Genomic DNA, 17,570 nt, shown 5'->3' on the forward strand with positions numbered 1-17,570 from the left:
GTAAAAAAAACCAATATTGCAACTGCCGCCGGAAAACGGTGCATCATGATAGGAAATTTTAAAGCCTGAATCAGCTCAAAATCAGCCGGATATTGATTCTGTAACTGTTTTTATCCGGGCTTTAATATATCAATTTAAATTCTATCTTTGCAACTCTTAAAAATTTTTATTTAATCCGAAACAAAATGCAACTAAAAGGACTGGTTAGATTTTTTGCTGTCGCACTGATCCTTATCTCTTTGTATCAATTGTCCTTCACGTTCGTGGTGCGGAACTATGAGAAAAAGATAAAGACCGCCGCCGAAGCGTATGTGGCCGGGCAACACCCGACCGCAGAACAAAAGTATCCCGGTAACAAGGAGTTACAAGCCTTTTACCAGGACACGCTGAGCGACCTGGTAAAAGAGAGAATGGATCAAATGCTGGACAGCGCCAGTGGCAAGCAGATTGCGGGATTTCCCTGGTTTACCACCTATACCAAAGCGAAAGAAAGGCAACTGAACCTTGGCCTGGACCTCCAGGGCGGTATGAACGTGGTGCTGGAAGTGAGTGTGGAAGACGTTGTTCGTGCCCTCTCCGGTCAATCCAAGGACGCTGCTTTCAACAAAGCCATTGAAAAAGCAAAAGAGCGTAAGAAGAATAGCCAGGCCGATTTTGTGACCCTGTTCGGGGAAGCCTATAAAGAAGAGGCGCCTAACGGGAAACTGGCCTCTATCTTTGCTAATGCGCAGCAGAAGCAGATCACTTTCAACACTTCCAATGAGCAGGTGCTGAATATTATCCGCAACGAAGCAAAAGCAGCGATCAGGAATACGCATAAAGTATTGCAGAACCGTATCGACAAATTCGGGGTTGCTTCTCCGTCTATCAACCTGGACGAGAACCGCGGTATCATTTCCGTGGAGCTGGCGGGTGTGGACGATGCCGAGCGCGTACGCAGGTACCTGCAGGCTAGCGCCAACCTGGAATTCCGTGAAACATACAAGACCGGCAGTGAGTTCTACGACGGCATATTGACGCCGATGAACGAAGCGGTGAGGATCGGTCTGGGTGGCACTGCCGCGAAAGATGATTCCACCGAAGAGGCAGATTCCGCCAAACCGGCTGCAGCAGCGCCTGTTGCCGCAGACACAACGGGAAGCCTTTCCAGCCTGCTGGCAGGTGACTCCGGCGCGGTGAAAAAAGCCGGCGATTCCGCCAGCCTGGAAGCTTTGCAGGTAGAACAGGCCCGCAAGGAAAACCCGCTGATCGCGATCTTCATGCCGAACGTGAACCAGCAGGGACAGATCATCCCCAGTTCCACGCTCGGTTATATGTATCCCCGCGATACCGCCACCTTCCGTAAATACCTGGAAATGCCCGGCGTAAAGGCAGCAATGCCCCGCGACCTGGTATTCGTATTCGGCCCTTCCAACAAGGAAGACCGCAATATGCCGCTTCCTGTATATGGTATCAAAGTAAATCCCGCCAATCCCAAGGCCAAGATCACCGGTGAACGTGTGATCGCCGCCAGGGCTGATTTCGGGCAGGACAACCACCAGCCGGAAGTATCCATGAGCATGGATAACATCGGTACGCGCGACTGGCGTAACCTTACCCGCGCGCTGAAACCCACCAATCCTGACGATCCCGGTACCTACAACTATGTAGCGATCGTGCTGGACAACGTGGTATATTCCGCCCCTTCCATCCAGTCGGAAATCCCGAACGGTAACTCTTCCATCAGCGGAAGCTTTACCCTCGAAGAAGCCACTGACCTGGCGAACATCCTCGTATCCGGCCGTATGCCCGCTCCCGCGAAGATCGTTCAGGAACAGGTGGTAGGCCCCACCCTCGGACAGGAGTCCATCGAGGCGGGCGCCAAATCCTTCATCATTTCCTTTGCCGTGATCTTCATCCTCATGCTGGTATACTTCAATACCGGCGGATGGGTAGCCAATATCGCACTGATCCTCAACCTGCTCTTTACCGTAGGTATCCTCGCATCCCTGGGCGCCACGCTCACCATGCCGGGTATCGCAGGTCTGGTGCTCACGATCGGTATGGCCGTGGATACGAACGTAATTATATTTGAAAGGATCAAGGACGAGCTGAGCCGCGGTAAAACCTACCAGCAAGCTGTGGAAGACGGTTACAAGCGCTCCTATGCGCCGGTACTGGACGGTCACATCACCTCCCTGCTCACTGCCTGCATCCTGTTCTACTTCGGTCTTGGCCCCGTACTGGGCTTCGCCACCACACAGATCATCGGTCTGCTGCTGTCCCTGTTCTGCGGTATCCTCGTATCCCGTATGATCACCGACTGGTGGACAGGCAAGAAAAGGCACCTGGAATATTTCACGCCTATTTCCCGCAGGATCTTCAAACATGCCAACTACGATTTCGTAGGCATGCGTAAATACACCTACATCATTTCCGCTATCGTGCTGCTGCTCGGTATCGGTTCCTTCATCAACGGTTTTGACCGTGGTGTTGACTTCAACGGCGGACGCAGCTATACCGTTCGTTTCGACAAAGCAGTGAATCCTGAAGCGGTACGCGAAAGCCTGAGCAAAGTGTTCGAATCAGAGCCTTATGTGAAGACGATCGGTGAAAGCAACCAGCTGAACATCACCACTGCGTACAAGATCGAAGACAACTCCGATGAAGCCGCAGCAGAGGTTTCACAGAAGCTGTTCGAAGGCCTTAAAGCCAACTACGAAGCGAATGTGGATTACCAGACATTCGCCAGCAAATATATTGTAGGCTCACAAACCGTAGCGCCGACCATTTCGGACGACTTGCGCACGGGCGCCGTGAAAGCGACGATACTTTCCGTATTGGTGGTGTTCCTGTACATCCTGTTGCGCTTCAACAAATGGCAGTACTCTATCGGTACAGTGATCTCCCTGCTGCACGACGTACTCGTGACGCTGATCGTGTTCTCGTTCTGCCGCAACTGGGTGCCGTTCGCACTGGAAATTGACCAGCACTTTATCGCGGCGATCCTCACCGTGATCGGTTTCTCCATGAACGATACCGTGATCGTGTTCGACCGTATCCGCGAAAACTTCCGCCTGACGAAGAGCGCCGATACGAAGACCGTGATCAACCGCGCGATCAACGAAACGTTGAGCCGTACCATTATGACATCCGTAACCGTGTTCCTGACGATCCTGATCCTCTTCATCTTCGGTGGCGAGGTAACCCGTGGATTCGCCTTTGCAATGCTGGTGGGTGTAATAACCGGTGCGTACTCCTCTATCTTCGTGGCAGCGCCGATCCTGGTGGACTTCGACAAGAAGAACACGCTTTCACAGGAGAAAGAGTCTGTGCAGATCCAGAAAGCACCGCCTTTATCCGCGAAATAATCAACTTTTGTTAAATAAGGCAACGGCCGCTCCTGTATGGGGCGGCCGTTGTGTTTTAATCCATGGCGTTCCTTCTGAACCCGATCATGGAACGTGGTTCCTGCGGAGGCGCGAGGAGTTGTTTGAGGTATTCGAAGATCAGCGTGATCTGGTCGTCATGCCCGGCGGTTTTTCTTTCCAGTTGTTCGAGTTGGAGGAGGATGTCTTTGTGGGTGAGCATCATTTCCCGCATTTGGGTAAATATGCGCACGATCTGGATATTCACTGCAATCGCCCGGTCGCTGTTCAATATGCTGGCCAGCATAACGGCGCCATGCTCCGTAAAAGCATAGGGCAGGGTTCGGGAGAATTTCAGGCTTTCGAGGTGGTCGCAATTTGCGACCACCTCATTTTTCTCCGCGCGGTTCAGCTGAAACATGAAATCTTCAGGGAAACGTTTAATGTTGCGCTTTACCTGCTCGTTCAGCCTTTTGGTTGGCACGTCATATAATTCCGCCAGATCTTTATCGAGCATTACTTTCTTGCCTCTGATAAGGAGTATTTTACTCACAATGGCTTCATCCGGTAGATGGTTCATCTTAGGAGAATGTTTAGGTTAACAATGTTTATCCTTTTAAGAGAAAAAAATCATCAAAAAGGGTGAGGCATCAACAAAAAAAAGCCCCCGCAAGCGGAGGCTTCTGTCTACATACAAATTTCTTTCATCACACCGCGAACGAACTGCCGCAGCCGCAGCTGGAACTTGCATTCGGGTTACTGAACGTAAACCCGCGCGCGTTAAGGCCGTTCTGGAAATCTACTTCCATGCCCATCAGGTACAGACCGTGCGACTTCTTCATCACTACCGGGATGCCCTCGATCTCATACACCTCATCGTCCGCCATCTTCTCATCAAAACCCAGCACATAAGACAAGCCCGAACATCCACCGCCCTTTACGCCAATGCGCAGGTACTGGGACTTATCAAAGCCGTCTTCTTCCCGGATACGTGTCAGCTCCTTTACAGCGCCTTCCGTCAATTTTATAGGTGATTGCGTGATTGTTTCCATATCTGAACTATTTATCTTGCAAAAATACGGAAAAATGAAGAATGTGCGTTGTCACATGAATGTCAGCGTGTTAATATAGAATTTAAAAATTGTATGTAATTTACTTCCCTATGCGAAAAATTCTATGCCTGGCCGCCGCTACCGTCCTGTTACAACAGGCTGTGGCGCAGCAATTCGGCGGCAATCCGCCTTCCCTCAAATGGCGGCAGATCAATACGGATACGGTCCGGGTGATTTTCCCGGCGGGCATGGATGCGGAAGGGAGGCGGGTGGCCGATATCATTCATCATATCAGCCGGTACAACCGTGCTTCCATCGGCGATCTGCAGCAAAAAGTAAGCATCGTACTGCAGAACCAGACGCTGCAGTCCAACGGCTATGTGCAGCTCGGCCCGTTCCGCTCGGAGTTCTTCCTGACCCCGCCGCCTTCCAGCAACGACGTGGGCGCTTTGAACTGGGTGGATCAGCTGGCCCTTCATGAATACCGCCACGTGTTGCAGAACAGCAATTTCCGGAAGGGACTGAGCAAAGTCTTCTATTACCTCGGCGGGGAGCTGGGGCAGGCGGCCATCACGAACATTGCGGTGCCGGACTGGTTCTGGGAAGGCGATGCGGTAGTGACGGAAACGGCTCTGAGCAGGCAGGGCAGGGGGCGCCTCCCGGCGTTCTTTGACGATTTCCGGGCACTCACGCTGGCGGATAAACGATATTCCTACATGCAGATCCGCAACGGGTCTTACCGCAAATACATCCCCGACCACTATGCCACCGGCTACCTGATGACGAGCTATGGCCGCAGGTCATACGGACAAAATTTCTGGAAAGACGTAACGGACGATGCGGTCCGCTACCGCCGGCTGTTCTACCCGTTCTCCCAAAGCCTCAAACACCGCACCGGCAAGAATGCCGCCGCTTTTTTCGCGGCTTCGCTGGAAGATTATAAAAAGCAGTGGACACCCGCATCCACGCCACCGGCCGATACGCTCACGCCTGCATCGCGCACGGTGACGCATTACAAATACGTGTACGCGCTGGAGAACGGCGGTTTGATCGTATCCAAACGTTCTTTCAAAGAGATCCCCGCTTTCTACGAGCGGGACGCGGAAGGGCATGAAACCCGGATCGTGGCGCCGGGCATCGGTTTCGACGATTATTTCAGCTACCGCAATGGCCGGCTGCTGTGGACTGAAAGCCGGTATGATGCGCGTTGGGGATGGAAAGATTATTCCGTTGTGAAGATATACGACCGCAAAAGCGGCCGCATGCGCACCCTGCGGCAGGAGCGCCGCTGCTTCTCCCCCGACCTTTCTTTCGATGGCGCGAAGGTAGCTGTAGTAGCCGTATCCACCGCACAACAGTATGCGTTGAAAATACTGGATGCACAATCCGGCGCCGTGATCAAAAGCTTGCCCAACCCGCACAACTGGTACTACACCTATCCCAAATTCACGGAAGACGACCGCTTTATCATCAGCGCCGTGCGCGACCATGAAGGCAAAATGGCGTTGATCCGGCAGTCCACAGAAGATGGTAGTGTGGAGGAGCTGGTTCCTTTCGGCATCCAAACCATCGGCATTCCCGCGGTGCAGGGCGACGATATTTATTTCACCGCGGCCTTCACGGACGTAAATAACGTATTCGCCTGGAAAGACGGCCGCGTGGAGCAGGTCACCGACCGGCCGAATGGCGTGCAGCACATGGCGCCGGTGGGCGGCAAGCTGGTGTTCAGCGAATTCACGGCGGAAGGCTACAAGCTGCTGCGCACGGCAACCGGCGGCAAGCCCATCGATCTGCAAAAAGACCATCACAGTGCCTGGCTGCGGCCGGATTTCGGGGAAGGAGATATTCTCGGCAAGATAACGCCGGGCAATTACAAGGTCAGCAAATATTCCAAAGCCCACCGCATCTTCAATTTCCACAGCTGGCTGCCCCGCATCGACGATCCGGAATACGGGCTGTTCCTTTACGGCGAGAACGTGCTCGGCACTTTGCAAAGCAACGTCGGATATTATTACAACACCAATGAACAAAGCTCCGGCGTGGGCGCGAGCCTGCTGTATGGCGCCTGGTACCCCTATATCAGGCTGGGCGGGGATTACCGCATGCAGCGCTACCTGCGCGTGAACGATACGGTGCAGGTGATCTGGAATGAACTGGACTGGTACGGAGGATTGAGCCTGCCGCTGAACCTCACGTCCGGCAAGTATTACCGCAGCCTTACGCTCAATACCAATTTTCACCAGCTGACCCGCTACCGCGCGGGGAACTCCAAATACCGCTTTACGGACGACAACATCCAGTACATCGACCTGGGCTTCAGCTTTGCCAACCAGCGCATCCGTGCGGTGCAGAACATCTTCTCCCATTTCGCGCAGACCTTGCAGCTGCGGTATTATAAAACGCTGAACAACGTGCCGGCGGAGCAGCTGTACGGGCGGCTGGACCTTTACCTGCCGGGGCTTTCCGCCAATCATAGCCTTGTATTGCAGGGAGCTTACCAGCAGAAGGATACCATGCAGCGGTATGCGTTCTCTGACTACTTCGTGTATGCGAGAGGGTATGAGAAGCCGTTTTATGCGCACATGTACAAGCTGGGTGCGAACTATCATTTGCCGATCGCTTATCCTGACTGGGGATTTGCGAACCTGCTGTACTTCATGCGGCTGAGGGGTAATCTTTTTTATGATCACAGTGTATCCTGGCATTTCCGCCGCAGGCAGCATTTCACCTATGCGTCGGCGGGAGGGGAGCTGTTCTTTGATACGAAGCTCGGGAATGTACTGCCTTTTACTTTTGGGGTGCGGTACAGTCATTTGTTGAATGATGATCCGTACGATCCTTCGCGGAAGGGGCGTTTTGAGCTGATCGTTCCGTTGCAGCAATTGTTCAGTTATTAAATCCAGACGATGAGAAATACGCACAAACAACCGTTCTACCAGAAGCTGAGCCTCACCTTGCTGAGCCTGGTGCTGATCGTGGTGATCCTCCGTACCACCAAAGACATCCTGGCGCCGGTGGCCTTCGGCTTCCTGTTTGCGCTGTTGCTGCTGCCGGTGGCGCAGGGGCTGGAGAAACTGCGGATGCCGCGTGGGCTGGCGGCTACACTGGCCGTGTTGCTGTTTGTAATTTGTATGCTGGGGTTGCTGTATTTCATTTCCTGGCAGACTTCCACTTTTTTGTCTGACCTGCCCACGCTGGAAAAGAACCTCATGGCGCAGGCCAACCAGCTGACCTTGTGGATCGATGAAAAATTTCATGTCGATTCCGATCAGCAGATCGCCTGGATCAACGACACGGCGGCGAAGAGTATCACCACGGTGTCGCAGTTCGCCGTAAATACTTTATCCTCGCTTTCTTCCCTGGTGCTGTTCCTCGTGTTCATTCCGTTGTATACCTTTTTTCTGCTGTATTACCGCAAGCTGCTGGTGGTGTTCCTGCTGAAGCTTTTCCGCCGGGAACATGCGGATGAAGTGCATGATGTGATCTCCCGCACAAGGGTGGTGGTGAAAAGCTATGTAGTGGGCCTGTTCATTGAAATGGTGGTAGTTGCGGCATTGTATATCACCGCCCTGTTGCTGCTTGGCGTCAAATATGCCGTGCTGCTGGGCACGATCGGCGCGATCTTCAATGTGATCCCTTATATTGGTATGGTGATCACGATCATTATAACGTTACTGGTTACACTGACTACCGGCACGGTGAGCCTGGCGCTCTGGGCATCACTGGTACTTTTCCTGATTCATTTACTGGATGCGAACGTGCTGCTGCCGAGGATCGTAGGTTCGAAGGTATCTATCAACGCCATGATCACGTTGTTGGGCGTGTTTGTCGGCAGCATGGTATGGGGGATTGCGGGCATGTTCATTTCCATTCCGGCCATGGCTTTGCTGAAAATTATTTTCGACAGGATACCGTCTATGAAAGCCTGGGGAATATTGATGGGATCGGGGGAATAGATCAGCGGACGATGATCTTCAGTTCCGGCGCGCGGTACAGCTTGTCGCCGGTATACCGGATGACGATGTTGTTGAAAAGCAGCACATCTCCTTTCTGTAGTGTTTCTTTCAGGTGCTTGCGCCACAATTCCGACAGTTTGTTGTCCTTAAAGGAATCGCCGGTTACTTCCGTATAAAATCCCACCTGGTTCGTAGTGTCGTTCAGGTAAGGTTCTTTCTGCTCGTAGGTGAAATCAAAGGAAACAACGGGGAATTTGTTGTTGCCGCCGTCCCGCACCACCAGGGAGGAATCGAGTAGTTTCAACACGTCCGGCCGGGGGAGCGAATCGCTCAGGTAAATGGCCCAGGTTGTGCGGAAACGCAGTGGTTTTCTCTGTGCGGTGGCATGCAGCGTACAGAAAAGAACGAATATGACAGTATGCAGGAGTTGCTTGCTCATAGGAAAAAAGACCGTCCGGTTACTAAAACGCCGGACGGTCCCTGAAATTATAATGTCTTCAAACTTTCTTCGATCGCCAGGATCTTGGCTTCGCAGTCCGCTTTCTTTTGGCGCTCTGTTTCAACTACTTCGGGTTTTGCGTTCTGCATGAAGCGTTCGTTGGCGAGCTTCTTTTCCACCGAGAGCAGGAAGCCTTTCTGGTAGGCCAGGTCCTTTTCCAGCTGCGCTTTTTGTGCGGCGGGATCTACCTGCATGTCCGTTACGATGTAGAATTTATCTTTCTGCACCACCAGCGTGATGGCTCCGGTGATGGCATCTTTCGTATAACCGATCTCGTTAGCATTCACCTGTTTGGCGATAATGCTTTCGATGCGCTGGAAGGATTGCCCCTCGCGGGTTTCGATATGCAGTGCGATCGTGTCTTTCGGTTTGATCTGGTTTTTATTCCGCACATCCCGGATGCTGCTGATCACTTCTTTCGCGAGCGCGCCTTCCGCGAGGATGCCGCTGTTAGTGGCTGCGGGCGCGGTGAACTGGCGGATTACGAGATCGTCTCCCGCCTTGCGGTCACGCAGCAGGTGATACAGCTCTTCGGTAACGAAGGGCATGAAAGGATGCAGCAGCTGCACCAGTCTTTCAAAGAAGCCGATCGTTTTTTCATACACACCGGCATCGATGGGCTGTTCAAAGCCGGGCTTGATCCATTCCAGGTACCAGCTGCAGAAATCGTCCCAGATAAGGCTGTAGATAGCTTTCAGCGCTTCACTCAGGCGGAAATCGGTGAACAGCTTTTCCACTTCTGCATGTACTTCGTTGAGGCGGTGCTCAAACCATTCCACGGCAAAGGTTGGCGCGGGTGCAGCTGTATTTTCCGCTGGCGTCCACATCTTCACGAGCTTGAGGGCGTTCCACATCTTGTTGTTGAAGTTGCGGCCCTGTTCGCAGCTTGCTTCGTCGAACAGCAGGTCGTTGCCGGCAGGAGAGGAGATCATGATGCCGAAGCGAACGGCATCCGCGCCGAACCGATCGATCAGCTCCAGCAGGTCCGGCGAGTTGCCGAGCTGCTTGCTCATCTTGCGGCCCAGCTTGTCCCGTACCATACCGGTGAAGTATACGTCGCTGAAAGGCTTTTCCTGCTTGTATTCCAGGCCGGCCATGATCATGCGCGCCACCCAGAAGAAAATGATATCCTGTCCCGTTACCAGCACGGAAGTGGGATAATAATAATTGATGTCCGCGTTGCCGGGCTGGCTGATGCCGTGGAACACCTCTACCGGCCAGAGCCAGGAGGAGAACCAGGTATCCAGGCAGTCTTCATCCTGCTTTAACGTTGTTACTTCGCGGCCGAACTGCTTTGCATATGCCTGCAATGCGGCTTCATGCGTTTCGGCTACCACGAACTGGCCGCTTTCGTCGTACCAGGCCGGTATCTGCTGTCCCCACCAGAGCTGGCGGGAGATACACCAGTCCTTCACATTTTCCATCCAGTATTTATAGGTGGCCAGGAAGCGGTCACCGGGGTGGATCTTCACATTGCCGTTCACTACGGCATCCAGCGCGGGCTGTGCCATATCGGCCATTTTCACGAACCACTGCGTGGAAATGCGCGGTTCCACTACCGTATCCGGATTCCGCTGGCTGTAACCGAGGCGGGTGGCGTATTCTTCTTCTTTCACCAGCAGGCCCTGTTCGGCGAGTGCGGCGATCACTTTCTTGCGGGCGCGGAAGCGGTCTTCTCCCACAAATACTTCCGCGGCGGCGCTGAGGGTGCCGTCGTCGTTCAGCGTATCTACAATGGGGAGGTTGTGCTTCAGGCCGAGGTTATAGTCGTTGATATCGTGCGCCGGCGTTACTTTCAGCGCGCCGGTGCCAAATTCTTTGTCCACATACGTATCATAGATCACCGGCACTTTGCGGTTCACCAGGGGAACCACGGCAAAGTGCCCTTTCAGATGGGCGTAGCGTTCATCTTCCGGGTTCACGCAAATGGCGGTATCGCCCATGATGGTTTCCGGGCGTTGCGTGGCGATGGTGATAAATTCGCCGGTAGCGTCGCCATTGGCGTTCACCACGGCGTATTTCACGTGATACAGCTTGCCGGTCAGCTCCTTGTATTCCACTTCTTCATCACTCAGCGCTGTTTTGGCCTTCGGGTCCCAGTTGATCATGCGCGCGCCGCGGTAGATGAGCCCTTTCTCGTAGAGATCGACAAATACCCTGATCACGGCTTTGTAATAGTGGTCGTCCATGGTGAAGTTCACCCGTTCCCAATCTACCGAGCAGCCCAGTTTTTTGATCTGGTGGTAGATGATGCCGCCGTATTTGTCTTTCCACTCGTAAGCATATTTGAGGAATTCGGCCCTTGTCAGCTGGCTTTTCTCTATCCCTTTTTCATCCTTCAGCATGTTCACCACTTTGGATTCGGTGGCGATGGACGCATGGTCGGAGCCCGGCACCCAGCAGGCATTGAACCCGCTCATACGGGCGTGGCGCACGAGGATGTCCTGCACGGTTTCGTTGAGGGTATGCCCCATGTGCAGCACCCCGGTCACATTCGGCGGGGGGATCACGATGGTGAAGGGCGGGCGGCTGTCCGGCACGGAGCGGAAATATTGTTGCTCCGTCCAGTATTGATACCATTTGTCTTCTGCCGAGGCAGGGATATAGTTCTTCGAAAGTTCCATGCTGTTTAATATATGCAGTTTCTTTTACAGGAGTGCAAAAATATTGAATCTGCGGCTGATTAGGAAATAACGGGGGCGGACGGCGCCATTAGCCTGAACGGCTGATCCAGATAGTACGAACTAGGTCTGGCCGGGCGCCGGTGCGTATTGCCGTTTCCGTTAGGCCATGGCGCGTATCACGTCGATGGTCTTTTCCACCATTTCGGGCGTAATGCCGAGGTGCAGCACGATTCTCACCTGCGTGGGGGAGATGGCCATCACGCGGATGCCTTCCCGCTCGAGATAGTCACGGAATTTGACGGGCGTCCAGCCGCCATGCACTTCAAAGATGAGGATATTGGTTTCCACGGGCAGCATGTGGCCGGTGAATTCTTTTTCGAGCAATGCGGCGGCGATCATTTTGGCGTGCTGGTGGTCTTCCGCCAGCCTGTGCAGGTGGTTTTCCAGCGCGTAGATGCCGGTGGCGGCCATGTAACCCGCCTGGCGCATGCCGCCGCCGAATTTTTTGCGGACGCGGCGGGCTTCGCGGATGAAGCCGGCGGAGCCCATCAGCACGGAGCCAATGGGGCAGCCCATGCCTTTGTTGAGGCATACGGAAATGCTGTCGAACGTAGCGCCGTAGGCGGCGGCTGTTTGTCCGGTGGACAAAAGGGCGTTGAACAGCCGGGCGCCGTCCAGGTGCAGCTGTAGATTATGCGCGGCGCAAACAGCCTTGATCTGGAGAATATCGTCCCAGTTGTAGCAGCATCCGCCGCCGCGGTTGGAGGTGTTTTCGAGGCATACGAGGGAGGTGCGGGCCTTGTGTACGTCATCGGGATTGATAGCGGCTTCCACGTCGGGCGCGGAGATCATGCCGCGGTCGCCTTCCAGGGCGCGTACCTGCGCGCCGGCGTTAAAGGCGATGCCGCCGCCTTCGTAGATGTATACGTGGGCGAGGGTACTGCAGATCACTTCGTCGCCGGGTTGTGTGTGTACTTTGATCGCCACCTGGTTGCTCATTGTGCCGGAAGGACAGTAAAGCGCTGCTTCCATGCCAAAAAGTTCTGACATCATGGCTTCCAGTTTGTTTACCGTGGGATCTTCCCCGAAAACGTCGTCTCCGGTGTCTGCCGCCAGCATGGCCTGCAGCATGCCGGGAGTGGGTTTTGTGAATGTATCGCTCCTGTAATCCATTGAAAAATTTGCAATGAGTATTAGAATAAATTAGAGAAGTTGTTAATCTGAATGTGTTTCTTTCTCAATTGTTAAAATTTGCCTAAAGCCTGGCAAATAGTGACTAAAACGCTATAAAATTCCGTTAATATGCTGTACTTTGTTATAGCGATACAGGCATAGAGACTGTATGGCCAAAGTGCGGAACAGTTGACAGTGAAACGTTTAGCGCACATCTTGCCCCGGTATTCGTAACCCATCTTTAAACCATATCAAGTTATTTGGAAGAGTGGGGGATTAGCACGATCTTTGCAGGCTAATTTCGCAACCGTGTAAGATATAGCATTTAAATGTTACAACAAAATATTCTTTTCGGCTGTTATAATATTCGTAAACCAATACTTTAAAAATATGAGGCAACTTAAAATTGCCACCCAGATCACCAATCGTGATTCGCAGGCGGTAGAAAAATACCTGCAGGAAATCTCGAAGATCCCTTTGTTAACTCCAGAGGAAGAGACCATACTGGCCCAACGTATCAAAATGGGGGACCAGCGGGCGCTCGAAAGATTAACTACAGGAAACCTTCGTTTCGTTGTTTCCGTGGCCAAACAGTATCAGCACCAGGGCTTGAGCCTCAGCGACCTTATCAATGAAGGAAATTTAGGGCTGATCAAGGCGGCACAACGTTTCGATGAAACCAAAGGTTTTAAATTCATCTCTTACGCGGTATGGTGGATTCGCCAGTCCATTTTACAGGCGTTGGCAGAGCAGGGGCGTTTAGTCCGCCTGCCGCAAAATAAAATTGGCACTTATAACAAAGCGAATAAGGCTTACATGGCATTTGAGCAGGAGAACGAGCGCGAGCCTTCCACGGAAGAGCTGGCCGAGATACTGGAAATGTCAGAGTCGGAGATCAACAATATCTTCCAGAGCAATACCCGCCATATGTCCCTCGACGCACCTGTGCATGAAGCGGAAGATGTGGCGATGGGCGATCTGCTGGAAGGCGGCGATGTGACCGATGACGATGTGATGCAGGATTCGCTGAGGGAAGAGATCCGCCGCGTGCTCAAATCCCTGAGCCCCCGCGAAGCGGAAATTGTGAACGCTTACTTTGGTCTGGATGGTGAAAACGGCGCAACCATTGAACAAATAGGACAGAAGTACGATTTGACGAAAGAACGTATCCGCCAAATCAAGGAAAGGGCCATCAAAAGGCTGCAGAAAGCCCGCTACAGCGGCGCACTTAAATCCTATCTGGGATAATTGGTTTAAAACAATCTACAAATCTGGGATAAAGCATCCCGCCCTATGATCATGGGCGGGATGCTTTTTTTGTGGAAATCTGTGAATGCCTTGATCCGCGGGATGCCGGCCAAATGCTTTTTTTGTGGAAATCTGTGAATGCCCGGCCTGCGCAGTGCCTGCCGCTTGTCTTTTTTGCGGAAATCTGTGATACCTTCGCGGATCACCGGGCAGTAAATCCATCTTATGCGAAAAGCTTCTGTTACGCTCCTGCTCACGGCCATGCTTGCCACCGCATGTGAGAAAGAGATCACGGTAGACCTGCAAAGCAAGGAAGACCAGCTGGTAGTGGAGGGGATCATTGAAGACGGGCGCTTTCCCATGGTGATCCTCAGCCGAAGCCTGAATTACTTTTCCAGGATCACACCGAAACAGCTGACGGCGTCGTTTGTGCATAACGCCAGGATCACCGTGTCTAACGGAACAAGCACGCACGAGCTGCGTGAATACAAAAGCGATACAACTGCGGGGGTAATTTTGTACTTTTATACCGTGGATACGGCGCGGCTAAGCACCGCATTCACGGGGGAACGCACGGTGAGCTATACGCTGAAGATAGAAGCTGAAGGGAAGACCATGCATGCGACCACTACCATCCCGGCTGCGAGCCTGAAGCTGGACTCGATGTGGTGGAAGAAAGCGGAGGGGAAAGACAGCGGCACCCGGGCAAGGGTGCTTGTCAAAGTGACAGACCCCCCGGAACGAGGCAACTACGTACGCTACTTCACATCCCGGAACGGAGAACGGTTTCTGCCGGGCCTCAACTCGGTCTTCGACGACCAGGTGGTCAACGGCACAACCTTTGATGTACCGGTGGATGCGGGGGTAGATAAAAACCAGTCAATAGACTTTGATACGTATGGATTTTTTGACAGGGGGGATACCGTTACCCTGAAATTCTGTAACGTTGATCACAGTACCTATGATTTCTGGCGTACCGCCGACTTTGCATATACCAGCACCGGGAATCCTTTTGCCACACCCACGCGCATTACAGGCAACGTGCAGGGAGCATTGGGCTATTGGGGCGGGTATGGCGTCACTTACAGGACCATTATAATACCAAAATAAACAAAATCAAAACCAACAACAGCTAACAACAGCATGGAAAACAACACATCTCAAGAGCATGTACATGTATTGATCATCGGATCAGGACCGGCAGGCTATACCGCGGCGATCTATGCAGCCCGCGCCAATCTTAAACCAGTACTGTACCAGGGCATCCAGCCCGGCGGGCAGTTGACGATCACCACAGAAGTTGAGAACTATCCCGGCTATCCCGAAGGCATCCAGGGACCGGAAATGATGGTGGACTTCGAAAAGCAGGCCAGCCGCATGGGGGCGGACATCCGCTATGGCATGGCCACCGCGGTGGACTTCAGCTCGCAACCTTATAAAGTAACGATAGACGAAGAAAAGACGATCACCGCCGACGCGATCATCATCGCCACCGGCGCCTCCGCCAAATGGCTGGGCCTCCCTTCCGAGCAGCGTCTCAACGGCAGCGGCGTTTCCGCCTGCGCGGTGTGCGACGGGTTCTTCTTCCGCGGAAAGGAAGCCGCGATCGTGGGTGCGGGAGATACGGCCGCAGAAGAAGCGATCTATCTTTCCAAGATCTGCTCCAACGTGCATATGCTGGTGCGCCGTCATGAAATGAGGGCGTCCAAGATCATGCAGGACCGTGTGCTGAAGACCACCAATATTATGGTGTACTGGAACACGGAAACCGTGGAAGTGCTTGGCGAGAACAAAGTGGACGGCGTACGCATCAGGAATACCGAAAGCGGGGAGGAAAAAGACATTCCCGTTAGCGCGTTCTTCGTAGCCATCGGCCACCAGCCGAACTCCGATATCTTCAAAGGCAAACTGGACATGGATGAGCAGGGATATATCAAAACCATCCCCGGCAGCAGCCGTACCAGCGTGGAAGGCGTATTCGCCTGCGGCGACGTGCAGGACAAGATCTACCGCCAGGCCGTAACAGCAGCCGGCAGCGGTTGTATCGCGGCGCTGGATGCGGAGCGTTACCTTTCTGCCAAAGAGCATCAATAATAATGACGCCCGCTGCCAGCGGCAGCGGGCTGTTTTAATAGCCGCCACAGGAGGAGGGAAGCCAGGTACGGCAGACTGCTTTGAACAAGGGTGATCCAATGATAGCATAAGGAGAGGAGCTGGTAACGGCCATAGGCCAACTGCTTTCAACAGCGGTGATCCAATGAATGATAGCATGAGGAGAGAGAAGCTGGTAACGGCCAACAGGGCCAACTGCTTTCAGTAGCAGATCATGATGCCGCGTTTACGGATTGCTGTCAACACGTTCGGCAGCAATGGACTGGCCACGCCGCTCGTCACATTACTCACCGGTTTGCCGCAGGCAGACCTTTTTTTAATCTTCAGACTATGCTCACAATTGCATTGGAAGGGCTGCAATTCTACGCCTACCACGGCCTGTATCAGGAAGAGCAGATCATCGGAAATCATTTTGTGCTGGACATCCGGGTGAGCATCCCCGAGCCGGAAGATCCGGAATCGCTCAGCGAATCCGTCAACTACGAAGTGCTCCACGCGATCGCCCGCCAGGTCATGCAAACGCCGCAGCCACTGCTGGAAAAGGTGGTGCACGACATCTCCGTTCAGATCAAATCCGCTTTCCCCGCTGTCCGCCGTTCCAGCGTGACGCTGAAAAAACAGGCGCCTCCGCTCGGAGGGGATGTGGCCTGCTCCGTGGTCAGCCTGGAGAAGGAATATTGATACCACTTATATAATAGATAAAGATTTTCTGCATATTATATTCATTTTGCAATGATTAAACCTTAAATTTGGTTTACCCATTAAAAATTTATCATCCTATGCTTAAGAAAACCATCCTTCTTGCCTTTTGCTGCTGGGCAACTTTGTCCACCCGGGCGCAGACTGTAGATGAACTGGTCGCGCAGGCGCAGCAGCTTGAAAAACAAATGAAAGAGGTCGAGGCGCTGAATAAATACAAGGAAGTGCTGCAGGTATCTCCCGGTCATGCGGTGGCGCAAAGCCAGTCCAGCCTTATTTGCTCGCGCGAAGGCCAGCGGCAAAAAGACAAAGCCGCCAAACAGGAATATTTTAACGAAGCGAAGATATTTGCCTACGAAGCGCTGAAGGTGGAACCTGAGAACGCCGTTGCCAACTACGCGATGGCCGTTGCCCTGAATCACATCGCGCTGATCTCCGGGGCCAAAGAGAAAGTAGCGGCCTTCAAGGAGGTGAAGAAGTATGCGGACCTTGCGCTGAAGTTCAACCCGGAATATGGGGAGGTGTATCACCTGCTGGGCCGGTGGAATTATGAGTTGTCCAACCTCAGCACGCTTGAAAAAGCCGCGGCCAAAGTATTGTTCGGCGGCGTGCCGCCCGGCAGCATTGAAGCGGCGATCGCGGACTATGAAAAATGCAGGAAGCTGAAACCCTCCTATATCCTCAATTACTACGATCTCGCAAAAGTTTACCGGGAGAACAACCAGGAAACACAGGCATTCGAGGTGCTGAACAAGGTGATGCGGCTGCGCCCGATCTACCAGGATGATCCGGGGATCAAGGCGGAGTGTAAAAAGATGCTGGAAGATATGCAGTGAGGTGGGCGCATGTGCGCCGTAAAT

General features: G+C 53.1%; 13 protein-coding genes. 8 read left to right on the forward strand and 5 right to left on the reverse strand.

Annotated elements, in window-relative coordinates; genetic code table 11:
- Nucleotides 1-185 precede the first annotated feature (185 nt).
- On the forward strand, nucleotides 186-3,350 hold the full coding sequence (secDF, locus tag CCY01nite_RS15430) for a protein translocase subunit SecDF (protein WP_146863446.1): 3,165 nt from the start codon (nucleotides 186-188) through the stop codon (nucleotides 3,348-3,350).
- Between the two features lie 55 nt (nucleotides 3,351-3,405).
- On the opposite strand, the gene CCY01nite_RS15435 is transcribed toward secDF, so the two are convergent.
- Together CCY01nite_RS15435 and CCY01nite_RS15440 are read right to left on the reverse strand one after the other, a co-directional pair.
- Entirely contained in the window at nucleotides 3,406-3,927 is a 522-nt protein-coding gene (locus CCY01nite_RS15435) for an ORF6N domain-containing protein (RefSeq protein ID WP_146863449.1), read from the reverse strand.
- 127 nt (nucleotides 3,928-4,054) lie between these two features.
- Nucleotides 4,055-4,399, reverse strand: a complete 345-nt coding sequence (locus tag CCY01nite_RS15440) for a HesB/IscA family protein (RefSeq protein WP_146863452.1) — start codon at nucleotides 4,397-4,399, stop codon at nucleotides 4,055-4,057.
- Nucleotides 4,400-4,509: 110 nt separating this feature from the next.
- On the opposite strand from CCY01nite_RS15440, the gene CCY01nite_RS15445 reads away from it, so the two are divergent.
- On the forward strand, nucleotides 4,510-7,296 hold the full coding sequence (locus tag CCY01nite_RS15445; protein ID WP_146863455.1) for a hypothetical protein: 2,787 nt from the start codon (nucleotides 4,510-4,512) through the stop codon (nucleotides 7,294-7,296).
- Nucleotides 7,297-7,305: 9 nt separating this feature from the next.
- The gene (locus CCY01nite_RS15450; protein WP_146863458.1) at nucleotides 7,306-8,355 is read left to right on the forward strand and encodes an AI-2E family transporter; all 1,050 of its coding nucleotides are present in this window, start codon (nucleotides 7,306-7,308) and stop codon (nucleotides 8,353-8,355) included.
- 1 nt (nucleotide 8,356) lies between these two features.
- Here the strand turns inward: CCY01nite_RS15450 and CCY01nite_RS15455 are convergent, their stop codons facing one another.
- The 3 genes from CCY01nite_RS15455 to CCY01nite_RS15465 all read right to left on the reverse strand — a co-directional run bounded on the left by CCY01nite_RS15455 (nucleotide 8,357) and on the right by CCY01nite_RS15465 (nucleotide 12,651).
- The gene (locus tag CCY01nite_RS15455; protein ID WP_146863460.1) at nucleotides 8,357-8,794 is read right to left on the reverse strand and encodes a hypothetical protein; all 438 of its coding nucleotides are present in this window, start codon (nucleotides 8,792-8,794) and stop codon (nucleotides 8,357-8,359) included.
- 47 nt (nucleotides 8,795-8,841) lie between these two features.
- Nucleotides 8,842-11,478, reverse strand: a complete 2,637-nt coding sequence (locus tag CCY01nite_RS15460) for a valine--tRNA ligase (protein WP_146863463.1) — start codon at nucleotides 11,476-11,478, stop codon at nucleotides 8,842-8,844.
- Between the two features lie 159 nt (nucleotides 11,479-11,637).
- A complete protein-coding gene (locus CCY01nite_RS15465; protein ID WP_146863466.1) occupies nucleotides 11,638-12,651 on the reverse strand; it encodes a threonine aldolase family protein in 1,014 nt (337 codons plus the stop codon).
- A 390-nt stretch (nucleotides 12,652-13,041) separates the two neighbouring features.
- Here CCY01nite_RS15465 and CCY01nite_RS15470 point away from each other — a divergent pair, with 390 nt between their 5' ends.
- The 5 genes from CCY01nite_RS15470 (at nucleotide 13,042) to CCY01nite_RS15490 (ending at nucleotide 17,546) form a co-directional block, all read left to right on the forward strand.
- Nucleotides 13,042-13,899 carry a sigma-70 family RNA polymerase sigma factor gene (locus CCY01nite_RS15470; protein ID WP_109698810.1) on the forward strand — a complete coding sequence of 286 codons (858 nt, stop codon included), beginning with the start codon at nucleotides 13,042-13,044 and terminating at the stop codon, nucleotides 13,897-13,899.
- A gap of 225 nt (nucleotides 13,900-14,124) precedes the next feature.
- On the forward strand, nucleotides 14,125-15,009 hold the full coding sequence (locus CCY01nite_RS15475; RefSeq protein ID WP_146863469.1) for a DUF4249 domain-containing protein: 885 nt from the start codon (nucleotides 14,125-14,127) through the stop codon (nucleotides 15,007-15,009).
- A gap of 33 nt (nucleotides 15,010-15,042) precedes the next feature.
- Nucleotides 15,043-15,993: a thioredoxin-disulfide reductase gene (trxB, locus tag CCY01nite_RS15480; RefSeq protein ID WP_146863472.1), complete on the forward strand. Its 951-nt coding sequence runs from the start codon at nucleotides 15,043-15,045 to the stop codon at nucleotides 15,991-15,993.
- A 348-nt stretch (nucleotides 15,994-16,341) separates the two neighbouring features.
- Nucleotides 16,342-16,692, forward strand: a complete 351-nt coding sequence (gene folB / locus CCY01nite_RS15485) for a dihydroneopterin aldolase (protein ID WP_146863475.1) — start codon at nucleotides 16,342-16,344, stop codon at nucleotides 16,690-16,692.
- 98 nt (nucleotides 16,693-16,790) lie between these two features.
- Nucleotides 16,791-17,546, forward strand: coding sequence for a tetratricopeptide repeat protein (locus CCY01nite_RS15490; protein WP_146863478.1), 756 nt, complete (start codon nucleotides 16,791-16,793; stop codon nucleotides 17,544-17,546).
- Nucleotides 17,547-17,570 lie beyond the last annotated feature (24 nt).

The sequence above is a fragment of the Chitinophaga cymbidii genome (assembly GCF_007992715.1).
Taxonomy (GTDB): domain Bacteria; phylum Bacteroidota; class Bacteroidia; order Chitinophagales; family Chitinophagaceae; genus Chitinophaga; species Chitinophaga cymbidii.